General features: G+C 53.1%; 17 protein-coding genes and 3 rRNA genes. 7 read left to right on the forward strand and 13 right to left on the reverse strand.

Translation table 11 applies throughout. The annotated features are described in order from the left end of the window. The first annotated feature begins 74 nt into the window (after positions 1–74). Both ACXUPB_RS13475 and ACXUPB_RS13480 read left to right on the forward strand, forming a co-directional pair. Positions 75–1,070: a DUF2795 domain-containing protein gene (locus ACXUPB_RS13475; protein WP_472952871.1), complete on the forward strand. Its 996-nt coding sequence runs from the start codon at positions 75–77 to the stop codon at positions 1,068–1,070. Beyond that, complete coding sequence (locus ACXUPB_RS13480) at positions 1,070–1,585, forward strand: DUF2795 domain-containing protein (RefSeq protein ID WP_472952873.1); 516 nt, start codon at positions 1,070–1,072, stop codon at positions 1,583–1,585. The genes ACXUPB_RS13475 and ACXUPB_RS13480 overlap by 1 nt, the downstream gene beginning before the upstream one ends. A gap of 8 nt (positions 1,586–1,593) precedes the next feature. On the opposite strand, the gene ACXUPB_RS13485 is transcribed toward ACXUPB_RS13480, so the two are convergent. Both ACXUPB_RS13485 and ACXUPB_RS13490 read right to left on the reverse strand, forming a co-directional pair. Continuing rightward, the gene (locus ACXUPB_RS13485) at positions 1,594–1,866 is read right to left on the reverse strand and encodes a hemerythrin domain-containing protein (RefSeq protein ID WP_472952876.1); all 273 of its coding nucleotides are present in this window, start codon (positions 1,864–1,866) and stop codon (positions 1,594–1,596) included. A 45-nt stretch (positions 1,867–1,911) separates the two neighbouring features. After that, the gene (locus ACXUPB_RS13490) at positions 1,912–2,505 is read right to left on the reverse strand and encodes an elongation factor P hydroxylase (RefSeq protein ID WP_472952878.1); all 594 of its coding nucleotides are present in this window, start codon (positions 2,503–2,505) and stop codon (positions 1,912–1,914) included. Positions 2,506–2,627: 122 nt separating this feature from the next. On the opposite strand from ACXUPB_RS13490, the gene ACXUPB_RS13495 reads away from it, so the two are divergent. The 3 genes from ACXUPB_RS13495 (at position 2,628) to ACXUPB_RS13505 (ending at position 5,869) form a co-directional block, all read left to right on the forward strand. Continuing rightward, positions 2,628–4,046 carry an MATE family efflux transporter gene (locus tag ACXUPB_RS13495; protein WP_472952880.1) on the forward strand — a complete coding sequence of 473 codons (1,419 nt, stop codon included), beginning with the start codon at positions 2,628–2,630 and terminating at the stop codon, positions 4,044–4,046. Between the two features lie 2 nt (positions 4,047–4,048). Continuing rightward, positions 4,049–5,038, forward strand: coding sequence for a DUF3080 family protein (locus ACXUPB_RS13500; RefSeq protein WP_472952882.1), 990 nt, complete (start codon positions 4,049–4,051; stop codon positions 5,036–5,038). A 135-nt stretch (positions 5,039–5,173) separates the two neighbouring features. Beyond that, positions 5,174–5,869, forward strand: coding sequence for a hypothetical protein (locus ACXUPB_RS13505; protein ID WP_035556895.1), 696 nt, complete (start codon positions 5,174–5,176; stop codon positions 5,867–5,869). Between the two features lie 89 nt (positions 5,870–5,958). Here ACXUPB_RS13505 and tusA read toward each other — a convergent pair whose 3' ends face one another. Beyond that, positions 5,959–6,213, reverse strand: coding sequence for a sulfurtransferase TusA (tusA, locus tag ACXUPB_RS13510; protein ID WP_035556892.1), 255 nt, complete (start codon positions 6,211–6,213; stop codon positions 5,959–5,961). A 29-nt stretch (positions 6,214–6,242) separates the two neighbouring features. Here tusA and ACXUPB_RS13515 point away from each other — a divergent pair, with 29 nt between their 5' ends. Then, complete coding sequence (locus tag ACXUPB_RS13515) at positions 6,243–6,530, forward strand: antibiotic biosynthesis monooxygenase family protein (RefSeq protein ID WP_007113141.1); 288 nt, start codon at positions 6,243–6,245, stop codon at positions 6,528–6,530. 19 nt (positions 6,531–6,549) lie between these two features. Here ACXUPB_RS13515 and rlmM read toward each other — a convergent pair whose 3' ends face one another. From rlmM to ACXUPB_RS13555, 8 genes are all read right to left on the reverse strand, one after another. Next, positions 6,550–7,620, reverse strand: a complete 1,071-nt coding sequence (gene rlmM, locus ACXUPB_RS13520; protein ID WP_223288165.1) for a 23S rRNA (cytidine(2498)-2'-O)-methyltransferase RlmM — start codon at positions 7,618–7,620, stop codon at positions 6,550–6,552. 140 nt (positions 7,621–7,760) lie between these two features. Further along, positions 7,761–7,876: ribosomal RNA gene (gene rrf, locus ACXUPB_RS13525) — 5S ribosomal RNA — on the reverse strand. A 180-nt stretch (positions 7,877–8,056) separates the two neighbouring features. Continuing rightward, a 23S ribosomal RNA gene (locus tag ACXUPB_RS13530) occupies positions 8,057–10,966 on the reverse strand. Between the two features lie 246 nt (positions 10,967–11,212). Next, a 16S ribosomal RNA gene (locus ACXUPB_RS13535) occupies positions 11,213–12,745 on the reverse strand. Together the 16S, 23S and 5S rRNA genes form the textbook arrangement of a ribosomal RNA operon. A gap of 568 nt (positions 12,746–13,313) precedes the next feature. Then, positions 13,314–15,119 (reverse strand): acyl-CoA dehydrogenase C-terminal domain-containing protein, encoded by a 1,806-nt coding sequence (locus tag ACXUPB_RS13540; protein ID WP_472952887.1) that lies wholly within the window; start codon positions 15,117–15,119, stop codon positions 13,314–13,316. Between the two features lie 255 nt (positions 15,120–15,374). Further along, the gene (locus tag ACXUPB_RS13545; RefSeq protein WP_472952889.1) at positions 15,375–16,142 is read right to left on the reverse strand and encodes an SDR family NAD(P)-dependent oxidoreductase; all 768 of its coding nucleotides are present in this window, start codon (positions 16,140–16,142) and stop codon (positions 15,375–15,377) included. Between the two features lie 84 nt (positions 16,143–16,226). Beyond that, on the reverse strand, positions 16,227–17,897 hold the full coding sequence (locus ACXUPB_RS13550) for an AMP-binding protein (protein WP_472952892.1): 1,671 nt from the start codon (positions 17,895–17,897) through the stop codon (positions 16,227–16,229). Between the two features lie 189 nt (positions 17,898–18,086). Beyond that, positions 18,087–18,665, reverse strand: coding sequence for a TetR/AcrR family transcriptional regulator (locus tag ACXUPB_RS13555; protein ID WP_472952895.1), 579 nt, complete (start codon positions 18,663–18,665; stop codon positions 18,087–18,089). 117 nt (positions 18,666–18,782) lie between these two features. Between ACXUPB_RS13555 and ACXUPB_RS13560 the strand changes: the two genes are divergently transcribed. After that, positions 18,783–19,970: an acetyl-CoA C-acyltransferase gene (locus ACXUPB_RS13560; RefSeq protein WP_472952897.1), complete on the forward strand. Its 1,188-nt coding sequence runs from the start codon at positions 18,783–18,785 to the stop codon at positions 19,968–19,970. 45 nt (positions 19,971–20,015) lie between these two features. Here ACXUPB_RS13560 and ACXUPB_RS13565 read toward each other — a convergent pair whose 3' ends face one another. Both ACXUPB_RS13565 and ACXUPB_RS13570 read right to left on the reverse strand, forming a co-directional pair. After that, positions 20,016–21,155, reverse strand: a complete 1,140-nt coding sequence (locus tag ACXUPB_RS13565; RefSeq protein WP_472952899.1) for an SLC13 family permease — start codon at positions 21,153–21,155, stop codon at positions 20,016–20,018. A 39-nt stretch (positions 21,156–21,194) separates the two neighbouring features. Next, on the reverse strand, positions 21,195–21,326 hold the full coding sequence (locus ACXUPB_RS13570) for a HAMP domain-containing protein (RefSeq protein ID WP_281662360.1): 132 nt from the start codon (positions 21,324–21,326) through the stop codon (positions 21,195–21,197). Positions 21,327–21,723 lie beyond the last annotated feature (397 nt).

A 21,723-nucleotide genomic window follows, 5' to 3' on the forward strand; every position in this document is an offset into this window, starting at 1 on the left:
GAAAGGTAGCTGTAGGACACGCTTTTAAGGACTCCATCTTAACGACATAGCCATTTCTACACAGGAGGTGACAGATGAAGGATTATGTTGAAAAGGGAGATATCTATTTTTTCTATCGGCCCAAGGTCAATACACCGCGGGTCGAAAACATTGAAGACGTTCAGCGCCTTTACTTAGTGCTAGCGCCAGACGATAAAGACACCGCTCGATTATTTCTGGTGGGCAAAAAGCGCATGCCTGAAATTCTCCATGGCAAGCCGTCGTCTACCGCGCGCGAGTGGATGATGAACGACATGACAGGCAAGCCAACAAACATTGGCGAGGCGCTGGCGCCGCTCGAATACGCTACCAAGACCCGTGGCGAGCAGGAACAGGGCGAGGCCATTCCCGTTGGAGAGGGGCGCTACGCTATCTTTGAGCGTCACAACAGTTCGCGTTTGGCTTATCGGCTCACCAACCCCACGAAATCCGGCAAAGCACAGGCGGAACTGGGGATTCTTGCCGAGGCAAGTTATATTATCTCGGTGCGCAACCCCTCCCTTGATGTACCCGGTTTTCCAGACGCTAAACCGAACTACCCCAAGCGCTTAATAGAGAAATTCGCCGACAAACGCTGGCTGGATATTGACGATAGCAAGCTGCTTGACTACAAAGATGCTCAACTTCTGCTCATCGGAGCGCATGACAACCTCGCCGAAGAACAAATTTCCATCACCGGCAAGGCATCCCTATTCAAGAAGCTAGGGCTGAAAAAGCGCGAGTGGCCCAATGAAGCGCTGGAAGGTGGCGAGCTCACCGAGCCGCACATGCAACCAGAAGCCAAGGAACCCGAAGGCGATCGCAGCAAAGGCGGTGAGCGCGGTGGCAAGGCAGCCACTGATTCGGCATCGGCGGCTGGCATTACCAAGGCACTCAAGGGCATCGATTTACCGAGCAGCAAGGCGGACCTGATTAAACAGGCCAAAACCAACCATGCCACGGATGACGTTATTAACGTATTAAAGGAATTTCCCAGCCGAAAGTACGAAACGATGGCAGATATCCAAAAAGCGCTGGGGGAGATACGCTGATGGCTCAGTTTACTTGCGAAATATGCGGGGCTGAGTTCGAGCAAAAATCCCTTTACGAGCGGCATATGCTCACTTCTCACCCAAAACAGGCGGTCTCTGCGGCTGAGATTGAAAAAGCGCTGAAAGGGATTGAATTCCCGAAAACACGCAGCGAACTCGTCGATGCACTGAGTGACGATGAGCAAGAGGTGCATGACATCGTTCGGCAATTACCCGACCAGGAGTATCGCGATGCTGCCGAGGTCGCGCGTGCCTTCGGAGAATTGCGTACTCATGAAGACGCGCCCCACAACCAGCCCAGCAAGACCGGTGGCCAGCGTTCCATACAAGCCCCGTCCGCAGCACGCTTTGCTAGCCTGTTCGATGGGATAAGCTTTCCAGCCACGCGTGAGCAGCTAATCAATCATGCACATCGGAATGCGAGTGAGCAGGAAATGCAAAAGCTGAAACAATTCGGAGATTCTCATTACCACAGCATGTCTGACGTTACCCAGGAGTTGAAGCAGGTAAATTAAAGCGCCACTTAGACTTGAACAATTTCGTCGTGCTCTTGTTTGTCGTGCTCAACCTCTTCGGTTCCATTCGGTATGTATTTTTCTATTGCCGGATAAGAGTACATTTCCTCGGCAACGGCATGGCGCATTACCTCAGCGATCAGGGTATCCGTCGTATCTCTACGCCATTGTGGGTCATTTGAGCCTTTAATTTGGCCTGCCAGCGCCATCATTTCCTGATGATCTGTGGTTAGAATATCAACCACATCCTTGGCTGAGCCGTTTGTATTGTGCTGAGTCATGAGATTCCCTCCTTATGATTCGTAACACCTACATAGTAGACAACTTCAACATAGTCGTGTGCATAGCAACCTATCAAGTCCTTGAGCAATGGCTGTTTCAAGCTTCAGCCCTTGTTGATAGTAAGCGTTCAATGCATGGCAAAAGGCTTTGGCACGTAGGGGTAAGCCTTCATCTTGGTAGCGCGCTGCCCGAACCATAACGCGCTGCTGGAAAGCGTCCCGATCCACGTTTGTATCGCCCCCCAGATTGTCCACGCTGACATGGAAATGACGGCCACACGCCTGGGTAAATAGATACTCTAACGCTTGGGGAGCAACCTCTGCGCTCTCAAAAGCAGCTTGTTGCTCAGCATTACGCCCATCCGGCGAATACCAATAGCCGTAATCTTCTAATTGACGACGCTTTTCACCCGCAATACACCAGTGGCTAATTTCGTGTAACGCACTGGCATAATAGCCCCGCGCAAAAATAATTTGATGATACGGTGTTTTGCTATCAGCAGGCCGATAGAGGGGTTCATTGTCCCCCCGAATTAGGCGTGTTTGATAATGCTCTGCAAAAATGCCATCGAAGAGCGCGGTAATATCGGCCAGCGTCCATCGATCCTGCAAGTGATTCAAATTGACCTCGTTTATCATTGCCGTTTGAGAAAGTATAACTGCCTCACAGAGGCAAACTAAATACAGGGCAGCAAGGCATAGGCTTCCCTGCTAACCTATCGCTTTTTTATAGCTTAATTCGTCGATCAGGAGCCTTCTCATTGGGCGATTTCACTCAACAAGTTAAATCGGTGTATTGGCCAGAAACTCGCGCTCTGGTCTACTTGGCATTACCCATTTGCGGAGCTCAGCTGGCTCAAGCAGGGATGAGTGTTGTTGATGTCATGATGACAGGCCGACATGATGCAACGTCACTCGCAGCCGTCTCGGTAGGCTCCAGCCTCTGGATGCCATTGATGCTATTTATGACGGGCACCCTGATGGGGCTCACACCAATTGTGGCACATTTGCTGGGTGGACAGCGCCAAACCGCTATTCGCCCAGCAGTGCACCAGGCGCTCTGGGTTGCCCTGCTGCTAGGTGTTGTCGCGGCCTTACTGCTCTGGTCGGCCGTCATGCCGATATTTGAATTAATGAATGTGCCCTCTGCCGTTGCCAGCCAGTCTTCCGCCTATCTGTCAGCTGTCGCCTTTGGTATGCCGGGGATCGCCCTTTTTCAGGCGCTTAGAGCGTTTTCCGATGGCATGAATCATACCCGCCCGGCACTATGGATCAGCTTGGTCGGTTTAAGCGTGAATATTCCTGCCAACTACCTCTTGATCTACGGCGGTGATGGCTTGGTTGATCTATTTGGCCCCTGGGTTCCCACTAGTTTGCAACAGCTGCCTGCCTTGGGCGCTTTTGGCTGTGGCCTTGCGACGGCACTCTCCATGTGGACGATGGCGCTGGCGATGGCCTACTACACGCGCAGAGGAAGTACTTATAAAAGCGTTGCGATTTGGCACAAACTGACACCGCCCCAATGGCTAGGTATACGTGAATTAGTGGTGGTGGGCGTTCCCATTGGCGTGGCCATTTTTGTTGAAGTAACCCTGTTCACGCTGATTGCACTCTTCATTGCCAGCTTTGGTGAAGTCACGGTGGGTGCCCACCAAATAGCGCTAAGTTTCACCTCCATTCTGTTTATGCTGCCCCTGTCCCTGAGTATGGCGCTGACCGTACGAGTCGGTAACACCCTGGGTCAGCAACGCTTGGCACACGCCCGTAAAGTTGCCTGGAATGGCATTGTGATTAGCGTCATCATTGCCGCTATTAACAGCCTCGTACTGTGGGTTAGCGCCGAGCCAGTAATCGCACTTTATACTTCCAATAGTGAGATACAGTCGCTGGCACTTTCCATCATTGCCTTGGCCGTTATCTTCCAACTTTCTGACTCGCTACAGGTCAATTTGGCAGGCGCTTTACGCGGCTATAAAGATACCCGCATCGTGATGGTGATAACGGTACTCTCCTACTGGATTGTAGGCTTGGGCGGCGGCCACTGGCTGGGCTCCTATGGAGTGGGCGATAAGATCGCCCCGCTAGGGGTTCATGGCTACTGGATTGGCTTGATTGCGGGCTTAAGCACTGCGGCATTGCTACTTGGCTGGCGTTTACAGCGTATTAGCATTAAGGGATAAACATGGCTTGGCGGGGCAATCTTTTTATAACACTAACCCTAAGTACCTTACTAGCTGGCTGTGGTGATCACCCTGCTGAGCAGCAGTGGCAGTCCTACCATCAACAACTTGCGAATGACCTCGACCAGACAGGCATTGAGCGGGCTGCCCCCATGAATATTGGCGATTTCCCTGAGCGCTCTGCTCGGCTTATTGATATCCCCGAAACAAGGGATAGCATGCTGAATATTTATGCACTACGCGAATGCCAAATTACTTCTCTTATAGCGGCACGTAACAATCAACTCGGCCGAGTAGCACCTCCTAGCCAGCAGTGGTTATATGAGCGAACACTATGGCAACGGCTAAACACCTGCTGGAACAGCGATGTTCCCGAAAAGTTAAGCGATGAAGACCGAATGCGCCTGCAACAGCTGACGGCCACTAAAACAGCTCAGTTACCCGCCGTCAGTTGGAACGCTATTTTTGATTCCAGCGAATGGGTGAAAAGCTTTGCGCGCGCAAGCCAGCCTTTAGCTAACGTCGATGAAAACGCTATTGCAAACCAGCTTGAAGCCATTAATTATCTTCAGCAAATGACGGATCACCAGTTTGACCTCGATTGGCAGCAAGACTCCTCAGCCCTCGAAAATCATTTAAAAACCCTACAAGAGCAGCCATTGACCGCCGAAGTGTTGCGCGCCCTGCTACTAGCCACTCAACGCTTAACCGAAGCGAATGCATTATTAGCTCAGCAGAAAGATGCCACACACTGCTTGAGGCGCGGGGAACCACAGTCGCTTGAACCCTTGGCAAACACTGCCCAGCAGTGGCTAACAGCGATCAACCGCTTAATTGACGCGCAGCCGGTAGACAAGCCAATAGCGATTCAGCGCTATCAGGCACGTTGGCTTTCGCTGGAAAACGCCCAAGCGCCCTGGGGCCAGTTCCAGCAAGCGCTCACCGATCATCATGCGCTACGAGCTCGCTTTCCAACTTGTTCAGATAATTAAAAAGCGCAGAACCCTTAACCTTATGAGCAACTTGTGCTATTGGTTGATAGGTAAGGTGGATAAGCAAGGATAACAATGAAGCAAGCCAAACTTGCTTCGCCAATGTCATGACCACGCAGCATAAGGAGGGACATAATGGGCGCATCCCTGTCACCCCGCTCTGCCCAGGTCATCGACCTGGAAACTGTGCGTCAGCGTCAGCAGGCGCAAAAGTGCCTAGTTCGTTTAGCTCCGGAGCTAGATGGACTAGAGATGGTGTACCAACTCGCTGCGAGTCCCGACACTTACTACGGCATGCCTATCTTAGCTTGGGGGCTAAGAGAAGATGGTAGCGTCTTTGGCATGGTGCCGTGGATGGAAACGTTGGCGGCCTGCCATGATCTGAACAGCCAGGAGAACGGCTACTTCGTGGGTTACCGCGACCCTGAAACGGAGGAAATTTTCGATTCACCACCGGACCATAAGTACCATGAGCTAGTCGCCGCAGCTGAATATTTTGATTATGAGGCTTCCGGAGAAATCACTCTCATTCAGCAAATACCCGACACTCTGGGCACCCACGCGCTGTGCATGAATCACCCCAACACTCCTTGGCATATGAAGCCTGTTTACGGCTGGCGTCTCTACAGCGACGGTAGCCTTGACGCGCTCCTTGCCGACGAGAACAAAGCGGCGATGACACCGATTTTGTTAGGGGACAAGTGCCTTTACGGCGCTCACGCTCGCCATCAAACCGTTTACTTTTTCCAGCGCCATATCGCCAATCGTATATTGGAAGAAGATCCGGCAACGCTTGAGGCGCTAGCCATGATGGTCGTGGCAAGCGATTAGCCGAGTGCCTTAGTGCTGCCTTGTGAGCGAGGCCAACATCAATGATGTTGATTTAAGCCTCGCTTGGGTTCCCGCGCTATTTCTAAGGGTTATGCTAAGCGAATAAAGTAGAGGTAGTTACTCTCAGAGGCGGTGTCCTGCTCAAGCAGTTCGTGCCCTAAAAACTGACAAAACTTGGGCACATCTCGTGTAGTGGCGGGATCGGTGGCAATCACTTTGAGCACTTGGCCTGATGTCATGTCGCGCACTTTGTTATGCATTAGCATAATCGGCTCTGGGCAGTAGAGTCCTGAGGTATCCAATACCACGTCAAAGCTGGGTAACGTACCCGTATTATCAGCCATTAATATCCTCGATGTAGGAAACAGAAAGTATGATTAAAGTTATCATCGAACGGCGAATTATGCCTGGTCTTGAAGAAGAATTTGAGCAAGCAGCGCGGGAGGCAATGCGCGTTTCCCTAGGCGTAAGGGGCTTCATCGGTGGTGAAACACTGGTAGAACTGGGTCATACCGATCGGCGACTGATGATTACTAAATGGCGTGACATCCGCGCTTGGAAGGAGTGGCATTCAAGCGAAGCGCGGGCAATGGCCATGCAGCGTATTTTACCGCTATTAACCGAAGATGAAACTATCCGGATTTACGAGCCTGGCTATTAAGCCTGAGGTTTCACTCGCGCTAATCCCTAAGCCTTACATGCACCGTTACCTCTTCCCTATCGTGATAGAGGTGACGGCATGATACGTTGGCATGCACACCCGCTTTTTCCAGCGACTCTTCCAGCGCCGTTAGACAACGTGTCACCTCATCCCAGCGCTTTTTCATGGGCAACTTGAGGTTGAAGATCGCCTCTTTGCACCATTTACGAATCAGCCAGCGCTCCACCATGGCTAGCACTCTCACTGGTTTATCAACGATATCGCAGACTAGCCAATCCAAACGCTGTGGTGGCTCCCAGGTAAAACCATCTTCTTTGAGATGATCAATCTGCCCAGTCTTCATCAACTGCGATTCCATGGGGCCATTATCGATGGCATACACGTACATGCCGCGCTGAACCAACTGCCATGTCCAGCCACCTGGGGCGGCACCTAAGTCAGCTGCCTGCATATGCGGTGCTAACCGCACATCCCACTCATCCCTAGGAATAAACTCGTGCCACGCCTCTTCCAACTTCAGCGTTGAGCGGCTAGGCGCACGGGAGGGAAAGCGCAGCCGACGAATACCATTAATCAAATCGCTACGATTGCCTGGGAAGCTCATCGCCAGCTGCACTTGATCACCGTCAGTCCAGAAAATATGTAAACGTCGTGCGCCCGCGCTGCGCCTTAACGCACCACGTTTTTTCAACATACTTTCCAGCGGCTTGGTAAGCGCCTTAATCAGCCCGGCCAGCGCTTTGCCATCGTTAGTATCCGGCGTTTCATGCCAAATCTCTTCAAAACTCCAACGGCTGGCTTTGACCTGTTCCAAGATAGCGGTAAGACGGTCGTCACGTGAAAGAGTGAGCGCAGGCAAGGCCGCTAAGCTCTGGCGCGCGAAAATCAGCTTTTTAAACGCTGCCTGGCGGTGTAAATCATTCACCGCTTCGCCATCGACACGCGTTAAGCTTACCCACCCTTCCCCATGAGATGATTCACAGGGGATGCCCTGTAATGCTGCGTGATGCTGCAGTTCCGCCAGCGCATCGCTTTCAAACCCAGGACGGCAGTAAACTAACCATGATGTAGGTACCGTTTCACTCACCACTTCACCTCGATTCCGCCCATCACAAACGGTGAGGGCTGCCTAATTAATTGGGCCGCATCATAGCATTTATCCAGCACTATTTATTTTCTTCCAGGCAACAAAAAACCCAGCCGGGTGGCTGGGTCTTCTGCGGTATAGGTGCCTGACGATGACCTACTCTCGCATGGGGAGACCCCACACTACCATCGGCGCTAAGCGGTTTCACTGCTGAGTTCGGCAAGGGATCAGGTGGTTCACGCGTGCTATGGTCGTCAGGCGTAACTGGCGGTATATCATGCTGACTCGTTAATAACGAGATCGTTATTCACTCATTTGTGAGCGTCTTACTGCCTGCCGCCCTGGCATTCTGTTGCTTGGGCCACACGCTGCATATCCGGCTTTCTGTTGATCTCTCAACCTTAACGTCATCATCACGACCAGACCCCTTGGGTGTTATAGGGTCAAGCCTCACGGGCCATTAGTACACGTTAGCTCAACACCTTGCAGTGCTTCCACACCGTGCCTATCAACCAGCTGGTCTCGCTGGGCCCTTCAGGAGGCTCTAGGCCTCAGGGATGTCTCATCTTGAAGGGGGCTTCCCGCTTAGATGCTTTCAGCGGTTATCCCGTCCGACCATAGCTACCCGGCAATGCCACTGGCGTGACAACCGGAACACCAGAGGGTCGTCCACTCCGGTCCTCTCGTACTAGGAGCAGCCCTTCTCAAACATCCAACGCCCACGGCAGATAGGGACCGAACTGTCTCACGACGTTCTAAACCCAGCTCGCGTACCACTTTAAATGGCGAACAGCCATACCCTTGGGACCGACTTCAGCCCCAGGATGTGATGAGCCGACATCGAGGTGCCAAACACCGCCGTCGATGTGAACTCTTGGGCGGTATCAGCCTGTTATCCCCGGAGTACCTTTTATCCGTTGAGCGATGGCCCTTCCATACAGAACCACCGGATCACTAGAACCTGCTTTCGCACCTGCTCGACGTGTCTGTCTCGCAGTCAAGCACCCTTATGCTCTTGCACTCAATGCACGATGTCCGACCGTGCTGAGGGTACCTTCGTGCTCCTCCGTTACTCTTTAGGAGGAGACCGCCCCAGTCAAACTACCCACCACACACTGTCCTCGATCCGGATAACGGACCTGAGTGAGAACGCCAATGATGCCAGGCTGGTATTTCAAGGTTGGCTCCCTCCGAACTGGCGTCCAGAGTTCAAAGCCTCCCAGCTATCCTACACAGGCAACATCAGCGTCCAGTGTGAAGCTATAGTAAAGGTTCACGGGGTCTTTCCGTCTAGCCGCGGGTACACCGCATCTTCACGGCGATTTCAATTTCACTGAGTCTCGGGTGGAGACAGCGTGGCCATCATTACGCCATTCGTGCAGGTCGGAACTTACCCGACAAGGAATTTCGCTACCTTAGGACCGTTATAGTTACGGCCGCCGTTTACCGGGGCTTCAATCAAGAGCTTCGCGCCCTCTACAAGAGAGGGGCTAACACCATCATTTAACCTTCCGGCACCGGGCAGGCGTCACACCCTATACGTCCGCTTGCGCGTTAGCAGAGTGCTGTGTTTTTAATAAACAGTTGCAGCCACCTGGTATCTTCGACCGGTTCGGGCTTAGAGAGCAAGTCTCATCACCCTACGCCGGCGTGCCTTCTCCCGAAGTTACGGCACCATTTTGCCTAGTTCCTTCACCCGAGTTCTCTCAAGCGCCTTGGGATTCTCTCCCTGACCACCTGTGTCGGTTTGGGGTACGGTCGCACATGATCTGAAGCTTAGAGGCTTTTCCTGGAAGCGTGGCATCAGTGACTTCCTGACCGTGGTCAGTTCATCTCGTGTCTCGGCCTTAAGGGTCCGGATTTACCTAAACCCTCAGCCTACTCACTTTCACCAGGACAACCAACGCCTGGCTCACCTAGCCTTCTTCGTCCCCCCATCGCAACCATGTCCGGTACGGGAATATTGACCCGTTTCCCATCGACTACGCCTTTCGGCCTCGCCTTAGGGGCCGACTCACTCTGCTCCGATTAGCGTCGAACAGAAACCCTTGGTCTTCCGGCGAGGGTGTTTTTCACACCCTTTATCGTTACTCATGTCAGCATTCGCACTCGTGATACCTCCAGCAGACTTCTCAATCCACCTTCATTGGCGTACACGACGCTCCTCTACCGCGAATTCCTATCGAAATAGAAACTCACCCGTAGCTTCGGTACCTGGTTTAGCCCCGTTACATCTTCCGCGCAGGCCGACTCGACTAGTGAGCTATTACGCTTTCTTTAAAGGATGGCTGCTTCTAAGCCAACCTCCTAGCTGTCTGAGCCTTCCCACATCGTTTCCCACTTAACCAGGATTTCGGGACCTTAGCTGACGGTCTGGGTTGTTTCCCTTTTCACGACGGACGTTAGCACCCGCCGTGTGTCTCCCACGCGTTACTCACCGGTATTCGGAGTTTGCCTCGGGTTGGTAAGTCGGGATGACCCCCTAGCCGAAACAGTGCTCTACCCCCGGCGGTACTACGTGAGGCGCTACCTAAATAGCTTTCGAGGAGAACCAGCTATCTCCGAGCTTGATTAGCCTTTCACTCCGATCCACAAGTCATCCAAATCTTTTTCAACAGATCCTGGTTCGGGCCTCCAGTTGATGTTACTCAACCTTCACCCTGCTCATGGATAGATCGCTCGGTTTCGGGTCTATATCCAGCGACTGTGTCGCCCAGTTAAGACTCGGTTTCCCTACGGCTCCCCTATACGGTTAACCTCGCCACTGAATATAAGTCGCTGACCCATTATACAAAAGGTACGCCGTCACCCAACAAGTGGGCTCCGACTGCTTGTACGCACACGGTTTCAGGATCTATTTCACTCCCCTCTCCGGGGTTCTTTTCGCCTTTCCCTCACGGTACTGGTTCACTATCGGTCAGCCAGGAGTATTTAGCCTTGGAGGATGGTCCCCCCGTCTTCAGTCAAGGTTTCTCGTGCCCCGACCTACTCGATTTCACATGATCAGATTTTCGACTACGGGGCTATCACCCGCTACGGCCACGCTTCCCAGCGTGTTCGCCTAATCAGTCACATGCTTAAGGGCTGGTCCCCGTTCGCTCGCCGCTACTAGGGGAATCTCGGTTGATTTCTTTTCCTCAGGGTACTTAGATGTTTCAGTTCCCCTGGTTCGCCTCGTACACCTATGTATTCAGTGCACGATACTCATCTTATGATGAGTGGGTTTCCCCATTCAGAAATGCCCGGGTCACAGGTTGTTGCCACCTCACCGAGCCTTATCGCAGGCTACCACGTCTTTCATCGCCTCTGGCTGCCTAGGCATCCACCGTGTGCGCTTCATTGCTTGACCCTATAACCCGAAGGAGTCTGGATGTCGCAATGATCACGTTTCATTTTGCCGGATACGCTGACGCGTATCACAATTTAAGAAGCACTTCTTGCGAAGTGTTCTTGTCAGCATGATATACATTGTTAAAGAGCGACTGCTATACGCAGTGATAAGACACCGCCGGAGGCGGTTGGCTTATCACTGCGCATCAACAGCATTCTGATCAGGTAATTCATTGTGGACGCTTACCAACTGTGACGCATCGTTTAAGGAGGTGATCCAGCCGCAGGTTCCCCTACGGCTACCTTGTTACGACTTCACCCCAGTCATGAACCACACCGTGGTGATCGCCCTCTTGCGTTAGGCTAACCACTTCTGGTGCAGTCCACTCCCATGGTGTGACGGGCGGTGTGTACAAGGCCCGGGAACGTATTCACCGTGACATTCTGATTCACGATTACTAGCGATTCCGACTTCACGGAGTCGAGTTGCAGACTCCGATCCGGACTGAGACCGGCTTTAAGGGATTCGCTGACTCTCGCGAGCTCGCAGCCCTTTGTACCGGCCATTGTAGCACGTGTGTAGCCCTACCCGTAAGGGCCATGATGACTTGACGTCGTCCCCACCTTCCTCCGGTTTGTCACCGGCAGTCTCCTTAGAGTTCCCACCATTACGTGCTGGCAAATAAGGACAAGGGTTGCGCTCGTTACGGGACTTAACCCAACATTTCACAACACGAGCTGACGACAGCCATGCAGCACCTGTCTTACAGTTCCCGAAGGCACACCAGAATCTCTTCCGGCTTCTGTAGATGTCAAGGGTAGGTAAGGTTCTTCGCGTTGCATCGAATTAAACCACATGCTCCACCGCTTGTGCGGGCCCCCGTCAATTCATTTGAGTTTTAACCTTGCGGCCGTACTCCCCAGGCGGTCGACTTATCGCGTTAACTTCGCCACAAAGTGCTCTAGGCACCCAACGGCTGGTCGACATCGTTTACGGCGTGGACTACCAGGGTATCTAATCCTGTTTGCTACCCACGCTTTCGCACCTCAGTGTCAGTGTCAGTCCAGAAGGCCGCCTTCGCCACTGGTATTCCTCCCGATCTCTACGCATTTCACCGCTACACCGGGAATTCTACCTTCCTCTCCTGCACTCTAGCCTGACAGTTCCGGATGCCGTTCCCAGGTTGAGCCCGGGGCTTTCACAACCGGCTTATCAAGCCACCTACGCGCGCTTTACGCCCAGTAATTCCGATTAACGCTTGCACCCTCCGTATTACCGCGGCTGCTGGCACGGAGTTAGCCGGTGCTTCTTCTGCGAGTGATGTCTTTCCTACCGGGTATTAACCGATAGGCGTTCTTCCTCGCTGAAAGTGCTTTACAACCCGAGGGCCTTCTTCACACACGCGGCATGGCTGGATCAGGGTTGCCCCCATTGTCCAATATTCCCCACTGCTGCCTCCCGTAGGAGTTCGGGCCGTGTCTCAGTCCCGATGTGGCTGATCATCCTCTCAGACCAGCTACGGATCGTTGCCTTGGTAAGCCATTACCTTACCAACTAGCTAATCCGACATAGGCTCATCCAATAGCGGGAGCCGAAGCCCCCTTTCTCCCGTAGGACGTATGCGGTATTAGCCTGGGTTTCCCCAGGTTATCCCCCACTATCGGGCAGATTCCTATGCATTACTCACCCGTCCGCCGCTCGTCAGCATCTAGCAAGCTAGATCTGTTACCGCTCGACTTGCATGTGTTAGGCCTGCCGCCAGCGTTCAATCTGAGCCATGATCAAACTCTTCAGTTTAAGATCTATGCGGTTCTTGCCTGTCACCGAAGCAACAGAAGCGAACCAAACTTGGCTCAAGGTTCAAACGAATTCATTCAAAACAGATCCCAAAGGACGAATCCTTTAAAACCTTATTGCTTGAGTCGCTTGCCTTGATATTCGGTGATTTGTCACCAACATCAGCAAGCGCCCACATGAATTACCTGATCAAATTGTTAAAGAGCGATTTCGCTGTGTTTGACTGGCGAACCGTTGAACTGGCTTGCCGCAGCGAGGAAGGCGTATTCTACGCAGTTCCTGGTGTTTGTCAATCGCTGTTTTTTTAGCGAGTGAGGCGAACACTACAACCTGCTCTAACCTCCTGACAAACCGAAGGTTTTCACCTTCATTCACCGCTGGAAACGCTTGGCGTCCCCGGCAGCGGATGCGTACTTTAAGGCCTCACTATCAAGATAGCAAGTAAAAGACGTATTGCGTATAAAAAAGCGGCAAAAGATTGCCCTTTTGCCGCAAACCACCGATCAGAACACCTGACCAGAGAGTGCCTGTTGGCGTGCTTTAGCTCACGCCTTCAGTAATCGACGTTTCAAATTTCAAAACCCAAACCAAAATCTTCGCTGGAGATAGCCATTAGGCTGGAAGCGCCTGACTGGATCATCTGCGCATGAGCCTTGGTGCGCGGCAATAGCCGCTGGTAATAGAAACGGGCAGTATTCAACTTAGCGGCATAGAAAGCTTTATCGTCGCCCTCTAGCGATGTAGATGCCTGCTTGGCCGCGCGGGCAAATAGATAGGCCAGCGTGACGTAGCCTGAATACATAAGGTAATCAACACTCGCCGCGCCGACTTCTTCACGGTCTTGCATCGCCTTCATACCCACGCCCATGGTTAGCTCGCCCCACTCTGCATTGAGCTTCGCCAGTGGTTCGACAAATTCCTTAAGGGCTGGATTGTCAGCTTCGGTTTTGCAGAATTTATGGATCTCTTTGGTGAAAACCTTTAGCGACTCACCTTGACTCATGAGCACTTTACGGCCCAGCAGATCAAGCGCCTGAATGCCTGTGGTGCCTTCATAGAGTCGAGTAATACGCGCATCACGCACCAACTGCTCCATGCCCCACTCTTTAATAAAGCCATGGCCGCCGTAGATCTGCACACCTTCGTTAGTGCTTTCAAAACCAACTTCGGTCAGGAAGGCTTTAACAATAGGCGTTAGCAAGCCAAGCAGGGTTTCAGCGTGATCTCGCTCTCCACCCGGCTCACCGTGCTCCACCACGTCGAGCATTTGCGCAGCATAAAGCACCAGCATACGCCCGCCTTCGGCGAAGGCTTTCTGGGTCAGCAGCATACGGCGAACATCGGGGTGAACGATAATCGGATCAGCGGGCTTTTCAGGTGCCTGCTTGCCCGACAAGCCGCGCATCTGTAGCCGATCGCGAGCATAGCTCAATGAATTCTGGAAACTGGCTTCAATTAAACCCAACCCTTGAATACCCACCCCGAGACGCGCTGCGTTCATCATTGTGAACATGCACGCCAGCCCTTTATTGGGCGGCCCTACCAGGTAGCCGGTTGCGCCATCGAAGTTCATCACGCAGGTGGCATTACCATGAATGCCCATTTTGTGCTCGAGCGAACCGCAGGTGACGCCATTACGCTCACCAACATTACCTTGGGCATCAGGCAAAAACTTGGGCACTACAAATAGCGAGATACCTTTAGAGCCTTCTGGAGCGCCGGGCAGTTTTGCCAATACTAAATGGACTATATTTTCAGCCAGATTATGCTCACCGGCTGAGATAAAAATCTTGGTGCCGGTAATCGCATAGGCATCGCCATCAGCGGGCACCGCCCGCGTTTTGATCAAGCCGAGGTCAGTACCGCAGTGGGACTCGGTTAAACACATCGTGCCGGTCCATACGCCTTCAACCAGCTTGGTGAGATAAGTTGCCTTCTGCTCATCGGTGCCATGATGGCGCAGTGCGTCTGCCGCACCATGGGAGAGCCCTGGGTACATGCCCCATGCCAAGTTAGTCGCGCAGATCATTTCCGACAGCAGCATTGCCAATGAAGGCGGCAAGCCCTGGCCGCCATGGGCAGGATCGGCGGCCAGACTCGGCCAGCCGCCTTCTACGTACTGTTGGTAGGCTTCTTTAAAGCCGCTAGGCGCTTTGACCTCGCTCCCTTCCAGCAAACAACCCTCTTCATCGCCACTCTGATTGATCGGCAGCAGTACGTCGCGAGCGAAGCGTGCTCCCTCTTCCAAAATAGCGCTGACAACGTCTGGCGATGCATCGTCACCGCTTGGCAGGCGCGCGTAGTGAGCGGGGTAGTCAAGCATCTCGTCCATAACGAAACGCATATCACGAATAGGGGCCTGATAGCTGGGCATCGCACTTCTCCTAAGAAAGGGGGATTGAAAGCCAAGCAACTCTTAATGGCAGAGAGCTTTCAAACACATGTTTGAAAATTAGCGCGGGCGCCCCTCAGAGTCAAGCGAGCGTTTGAATTTAGCCTAAAAACACTTTAGAACTTTGGTCGCCCAACTAATAACTCCTTGGGGCTAATAATAAAAAAACTCGCCAGCCAAAAGCCGACGAGTTGTTTTATTGCTCTCTTACCTACTTACCACCTACTTATTGCCTACTTACTGCATGCGAATGCCACCGTCTAAGCGGATCAGTTCGCCATTGAGCATGGGGTTGGTAATAATCTGCTCGGCTAGTTGAGCAAACTCATCTGGCTTACCTAAACGCTTAGGAAAAGGCACCGCCGCCGCTAGTGCCTGGGCCGCCTCGTCAGGAATTTCACTCATCATCGGCGTTTCAAATACGCCAGGGGCGATGGCCATCACCCGAATAGCATGACGCGACAATTCCCGCGCTGCTGGCAAGCTCATACCCACAACGCCAGCTTTAGAGGCACTATATGCACACTGCCCCACCTGCCCATCAAAAGCGGCAATGGACGCAGTATTAATAATCACCCCGCGCTCACCACTCTCATTAGGCGCGTTTTTTGACATTGCGGCAGCCGCAAGACGCATGACGTTAAAAGTGCCGACCAAATTGATATTGATCGTTTTCATATAGCTTTCTAAATCAGCGGGGTTGCCTTCGCGATCAACCAGTTTGGCCACGCTAACCACACCCGCGCAATGAACCACGCCTGAAAGCCCCCGCTCGCCACCCAACGCTACCGCCGCTTCTACGGCCTGCTGCATCTGTTCGCCTGACGTAATATCCGCCAGAATGGCGCGTGCGCTTGCCCCCAGCTGCTGGGCATGGGCATGGACACTGTCGTTTAAGTCGCATAATACGACGCGAGCGCCCGCAGCGACTAAGCGCTCAGCGGTAGCCGCCCCAAGACCAGAGGCAGCCCCAGTAATTAAAAACGTACTCTCCTTAACCTGCATTTCCGTATTCCCTAAGCCCGTTATGAATAGTTGCTATATATAGTGGTGGGTTTATTCGCTCGTCTTTCCACTCATCTGATTTGGTTATTCGCTTGCTTTGGATTCTTCAACTGCCTGGGCACGTAATTTAAAGCGCTGAATCTTGCCACTGGGGGTTTTAGGCAACTCATCGACAAACTCAATAATGCGCGGAAATGCATGGGTCGAAAGCCGCTCGCGCACTCGCTGCTTGATTTCATCAGCAAGCTCGTCACTGGCCTCGTAGCCTTCGCGGAGCACGATATACGACTTGATCACCTCGCCGCGGATCTCATCAGGCTGCCCCACTGCCGCTGACTCGGCGACCGCGGGATGCGTCATCACACTATTCTCTACGTCCGTTGGCCCCACTCGGTAACCCGCGGTGGTAATAATGTCGTCGTCACGCCCGGCAAATTGAAAGGTACCGTCTTCATTACGAATAACCACGTCGCCAGTGAGGTAATAGCCTTCCACAAAGGGGTTCTTCTCTTGCCAGGTGTAGCCCTGGAAAAAGTGCGCAGGGGAATTCTTGATATCGACGGCAAGGACACCAGGTTCACCGGCAGGCAGCTCTTTATACTCCGCGTCCAAAATCGCTAGGCGATAACCCGGCATCGGCACGCCCATTGCGCCCACATGCTTGAGATGATCAAGGGCGTGGTGGTTGTTGCACGTCATGCCGGTTTCGGTCTGGCCGTAATGATCCATCACCGGGCAGCCCAGCGACTTTTCAACCCAGGTCACTACTTCCGTGTTGAGAGGCTCGCCCGCCGAGCTCGCCGCACGCAGCTCAAGCGTTTCATGGGCGTCATCAAACAGACCTGACGCCTTCATCAGCCGATAAGCCGTCGGCGCAGCAGCAAAATTGGTAATATGATGGCGCTTCATAAACGCCAGCGCCCCTTCGGCGCTGAATCCTGCCTCACAAAAATGCGTCGTCACACCAAGCAATAAAGGCCCGGCAATCGCATAGTAAAGACCATAGGCCCAACCGGGGTCAGCCATGTTCCAAAAACGGTCATCGTCACGCAGATCAATGGCCAGCTCCATATAGATGGCAAACGCGATCATCCCTGCCAATGGAACGGCAACGCCTTTCGGCTTGCCCACGGTGCCAGAGGTAAACATTTGCAGAAATGGCGCTTCAGGCGCGAGCCTCGGCGGCTTATCGCTCATTGACGTATGCGTCAATGCCGCCTGCCAGTCGTGATCATCGGCATGCTCACTGGTCGCCCCACCCACAGCCAGTACCGGTGGGCATTGGCTAAGACCATCGAATTTATAGCGATTAGCATGATCGGTGATCACCAGCTTGGTGCCTGCACGGCCTAGCCGATAGTCCACCGCATCGGGGCCAAAGGCGGTAAACAGCGGCTGATAAACCGCGCCAATACGCCAAGTGGCGAGCACTGCAATCAATAGTTGTGGTGACCGCGGCAGCATGCAAGCAATGCGGTCGCCTATACCCAACCCCTGAGACTGAAACCACCCCGCCAACTTTGCACTCTGCTCATCTAGCTCGGCGTAACTCAGGGTATGGATATGGCCTTGAGAGTCTTCTTGAACCAATGCCAGCACATCGCCGCGGCCAGCGCGCACATGACGCCCACAGCAGGCCTCAAAGGCATTTAGCAGGCCGTCTTGGTGGTCATCCAGGCGGGCAATAACGCTACCGACAGAAAAATTATCGAGGTAGTGGTGATAGTCGGGGAGTGATTGTGATGTCGCTGTCATGATGGCTCTCTTGTGTTATTGGAAATGAGCTCGTAGTGAGAATAAGCGCAAGCAAAGTTGTTATATTTATCCGTTGACGTTAACGTAAGCTTAAAGATAATAGCAACGCTAAAAGTAAACGGCGCAGAGAGCAAGCACTGTTCTAAGTTGTAGCGTTAGACGATGGTCGAGACCGAGCTCAGCGGAGCATCAAGCCGAGGTAGGCATAATCATGGCAACCAGCTCGTCAGCGAGGTCATCAGGCGAGCGTGGCCCGTTAGGGTCGTACCAGCGCACTGTCCAGTTAAGCGCTCCCAACACAAAGCGCGAGACAAGAAAGCGGTCGCCATGGATCAAGCCAGCCTCCAAAGCATCGTCAATAACAGCGACCCACAGCGCCTCATAAGCATCGCGTAAGTGGCTCAAATGTGCACTGGCCGCCGGGTCGAGTCGGCGCCACTCAAAGAGTGCCACCACATGGGCATTGCGGTCAGTAAAGAGGGTTTCGAGATGGGCGCGCGCCATGGTGCGTAGGCGTACTTCAGGCTCGGCGGCACACTCATTAAGCGCTTTTCGCGCAATGATCAAGGCATTTTGCGTACCTTCTTCAATGACCGCAGCGAGGATTTCCTGCTTATCTTTAAAATGATGAAACAAGCTACCGGACTTAATACCCATTTCCTGCGCCAGCATACGCACCGTTGTGCGATCAAAGCCCTCTTGGACAAATAGCTGAGCAGCGAGGCGCGTCAATTCCTTGCGGCGAGGGGATGCATTAATTACATTCATGTCATTTACACTAGCGCTTGCTTGGTTACTCTGGAGAGAACCACAGCACCGCCTACGGGTCAATGTATCAACCACCACTTGGCATGATAATCACAATAATCCTGAAGGAGATTGGCCATGAGTAACCCCACCGATGTTGTATTTCTCGCTGCCAAACGCACGCCGATGGGCGGCATGATGGGCAGCTTGGCTAGCATGACAGCGCCACAGCTTGGCGCAATCGCTATCAAAGCGGCCATTGAAGAGGCCGGAATCGATCCTTCGGCTATCAGCGAAGGCATTATGGGCTGTGTACTGCCCGCCGGTGTGAAGCAGGGCCCAGCGCGGCAAGCGATGCGCCAAGCCGGCATTCCAGATGCCAATGGCGCCACCACTATTAACAAGCTGTGCGGCTCGGGCATGAAAGCAGCGATGCTTGCCCACGATTTAATCAAAGCGGGCAGTGGTGATATTTTGCTGGCTGGTGGCATGGAGTCCATGTCTAACGCCCCACACGTGCTGACTAAGGCACGCGGCGGCTACCGATTGGGACACGGCGAGCTAAAAGACCATATGTTTTTGGATGGGTTGGAAGACGCTGAAACGGGCAAGTTAATGGGCGTGTTTGCACAGGATGTGGCTACTGAGCGCGGTTACACACGCGAGCGCCTGGATGATTTTGCCATTGCCTCCCTTGAGCGCGCTATGGCCGCCACCAACTCTGGCCATCTAAGTGCAGAGATGGCACCGGTGATGGTCACCTCTCGTCAGGGAGAAACCCTTGTCGAACACGATGAGCAGCCCTTCCAAGCTAAGCTCGACAAAATCCGCCAGCTGCGACCCGCCTTTGCCAAAGACGGTACGATTACTGCCGCCAACGCCAGCTCAATTTCCGACGGCGCTTCGGCACTTATCTTGGCGAGTCAGGAAGCTGCAGATCAGCAAGGTATTAAGCCGCTCGCGCGAATGCTAGGCCACACGACGCACTCGCGACACCCTAGCGAGTTCACCATCGCGCCGGTGGGTGCAATTGAAAAGCTGTTGAAAAAGCTCGATTGGGGCGTGAATGACATAGACCTATTCGAGATTAACGAAGCCTTTGCGGTGGTTACACTGATGGCCATGGACGACTTGGGACTGCCCCACGACAAAGTCAATGTGTTTGGCGGCGCCTGCGCCCAAGGCCATCCGATTGGCTCTACCGGCTCACGCATCATCGCCACGCTAATTCATGCACTGCGTACTAAAGGCGGAAAACGCGGCATTGCCAGCTTATGCATTGGCGGCGGCGAAGCAACGGCGGTCGCCGTCGAGCTCATCGACTAACCACTCCTCGTGAGGATCTACTCTCGAGAGGGTAACGCCCTGGCGCTATAGCGACAGGGCATTTTTCCATAGCGCAGCAAACAGCCAAGCAAGCCCTAACATAGGCAGAGACCAACGATGAAATTCTGTCCAAATGCCCGGCTGGCGAGCTAAACGCAGGGCAATTAAATTAGCCATTGAACCGATCGCCAAACCAAAGCCGCCAACACTGACGCCCCAAGCAAGCGGCTGCCACTCACTCTGCTCCGCAAGTAACAGCGTTGCCGGTACGTTGGAAACAGCCTGTGAAAGCAGCACACCTACGCTGATATCGCCACCAGGCCACTGGCGCATCATGTTAATTGCCTGCTGAACGACACTTAGCTCACCGATAACACTTAAATTGATGAACATTAGTACGAACACTACCAGTAGCAGCCAATCAATACTGAACACCGCTCGCCGGGCCACCAATAACATCACTAGTATTACGCCTACCATCGCTGGCAACACCCAGCCCATGTCCACCGCAATCAAAAAAAGCGGATAGCCGATCAGCGCGGCCCATAGCGGCTTTTGTTGCCGCACCGCTATTCCAAGAGAAGCTGACTTCAAATGAATCGGCGCTTTTGGAAACGCCACAGGAACAAGCAGCAAGAGCAATAGCATTAGGCCAATACTAAGCGGTAGCATTACCCATAGAAATTCGCCAAAGCGTAGGCCTGAAAGCTGCCATAGATAAAGGTTTTGTGGATTTCCAATCGGGCTCAGCGATGACCCTGCATTTACCGCCAGCGCTTCAAACACAATTAAACGCGCAATAGGCAGCGTCGTCATTCTGGCGAGGCCAAGGGTTAGTGGCACTACAATAAACAGAGCTACGTCATTGGTGACGACGGCAGAAAGCAGGCCTGAAAACAGCACCAAACTAACCGCTAGGCGCCTTTCCTCACTAAGATGAGCCAATAACTGGCGCCCCCAGAGAGTTAAATAACCGCTGAGCTCCAACGACCGGCTGAGCAGCATAAGTCCGGTCAACACAGCAAGCGTGCTCCAATGCACCCGCTCAGCCATATCAGACAATGGCTGAGGTTGCAGCCACCACAAAACGACCCAAAGGCCGCTCATCGAGAGCAGCATAGGATCGTAAAGTAAACGCTGAGAGATAAAGACGACGGGCGAGATGAGCCGTTGGATCAATTGCAAAAGATAAGTCGCTCAGAGAAAAACGCATGATAGCGCTGACTACACAGGTGCTGATAGATCCCCTTTAGCAATACGCTGAAAATGACGAGTAATCGAGGTTAAGGGACGCAGCACATTGTTACGCACACCCCAAGCGACCACAGCTACCACTAGCAGCGCTGTCCCCAGCACGGCTATCACCCCCACAACAGTAACGATGACACTTGCTCAAAACGCACAAGCGGTGGTTACCTCGCTGGCTTGAGGCATCTAAAAGGTCTCGGCACACGATACAAATCGTTGGCTGCTTTCATCCACACGCGATTCCCCTGACAGAAATCCAGGAACATCGCGCTCCTCAAGCATCATCATCTGTAAACTGAGATTATTAAAGAAAGACCGATAGGGGGCAGCTAATTGATCAACCAGAGCCAGTTGATCTGCATCAAAGTCACTCGCTGCAAATTGAGTAAAGTGCCATGTCACTCAAGGATTTGCGCCATGTCCCGCTCATGGAGCGATGTAAACGCCTCTCGGCCAAAATGGTTAGCGGACAGCACCAATGACGCCGCCCAGACCACTGAACGCT

This window comes from Vreelandella sp. DA03-1M, from assembly GCF_055725665.1.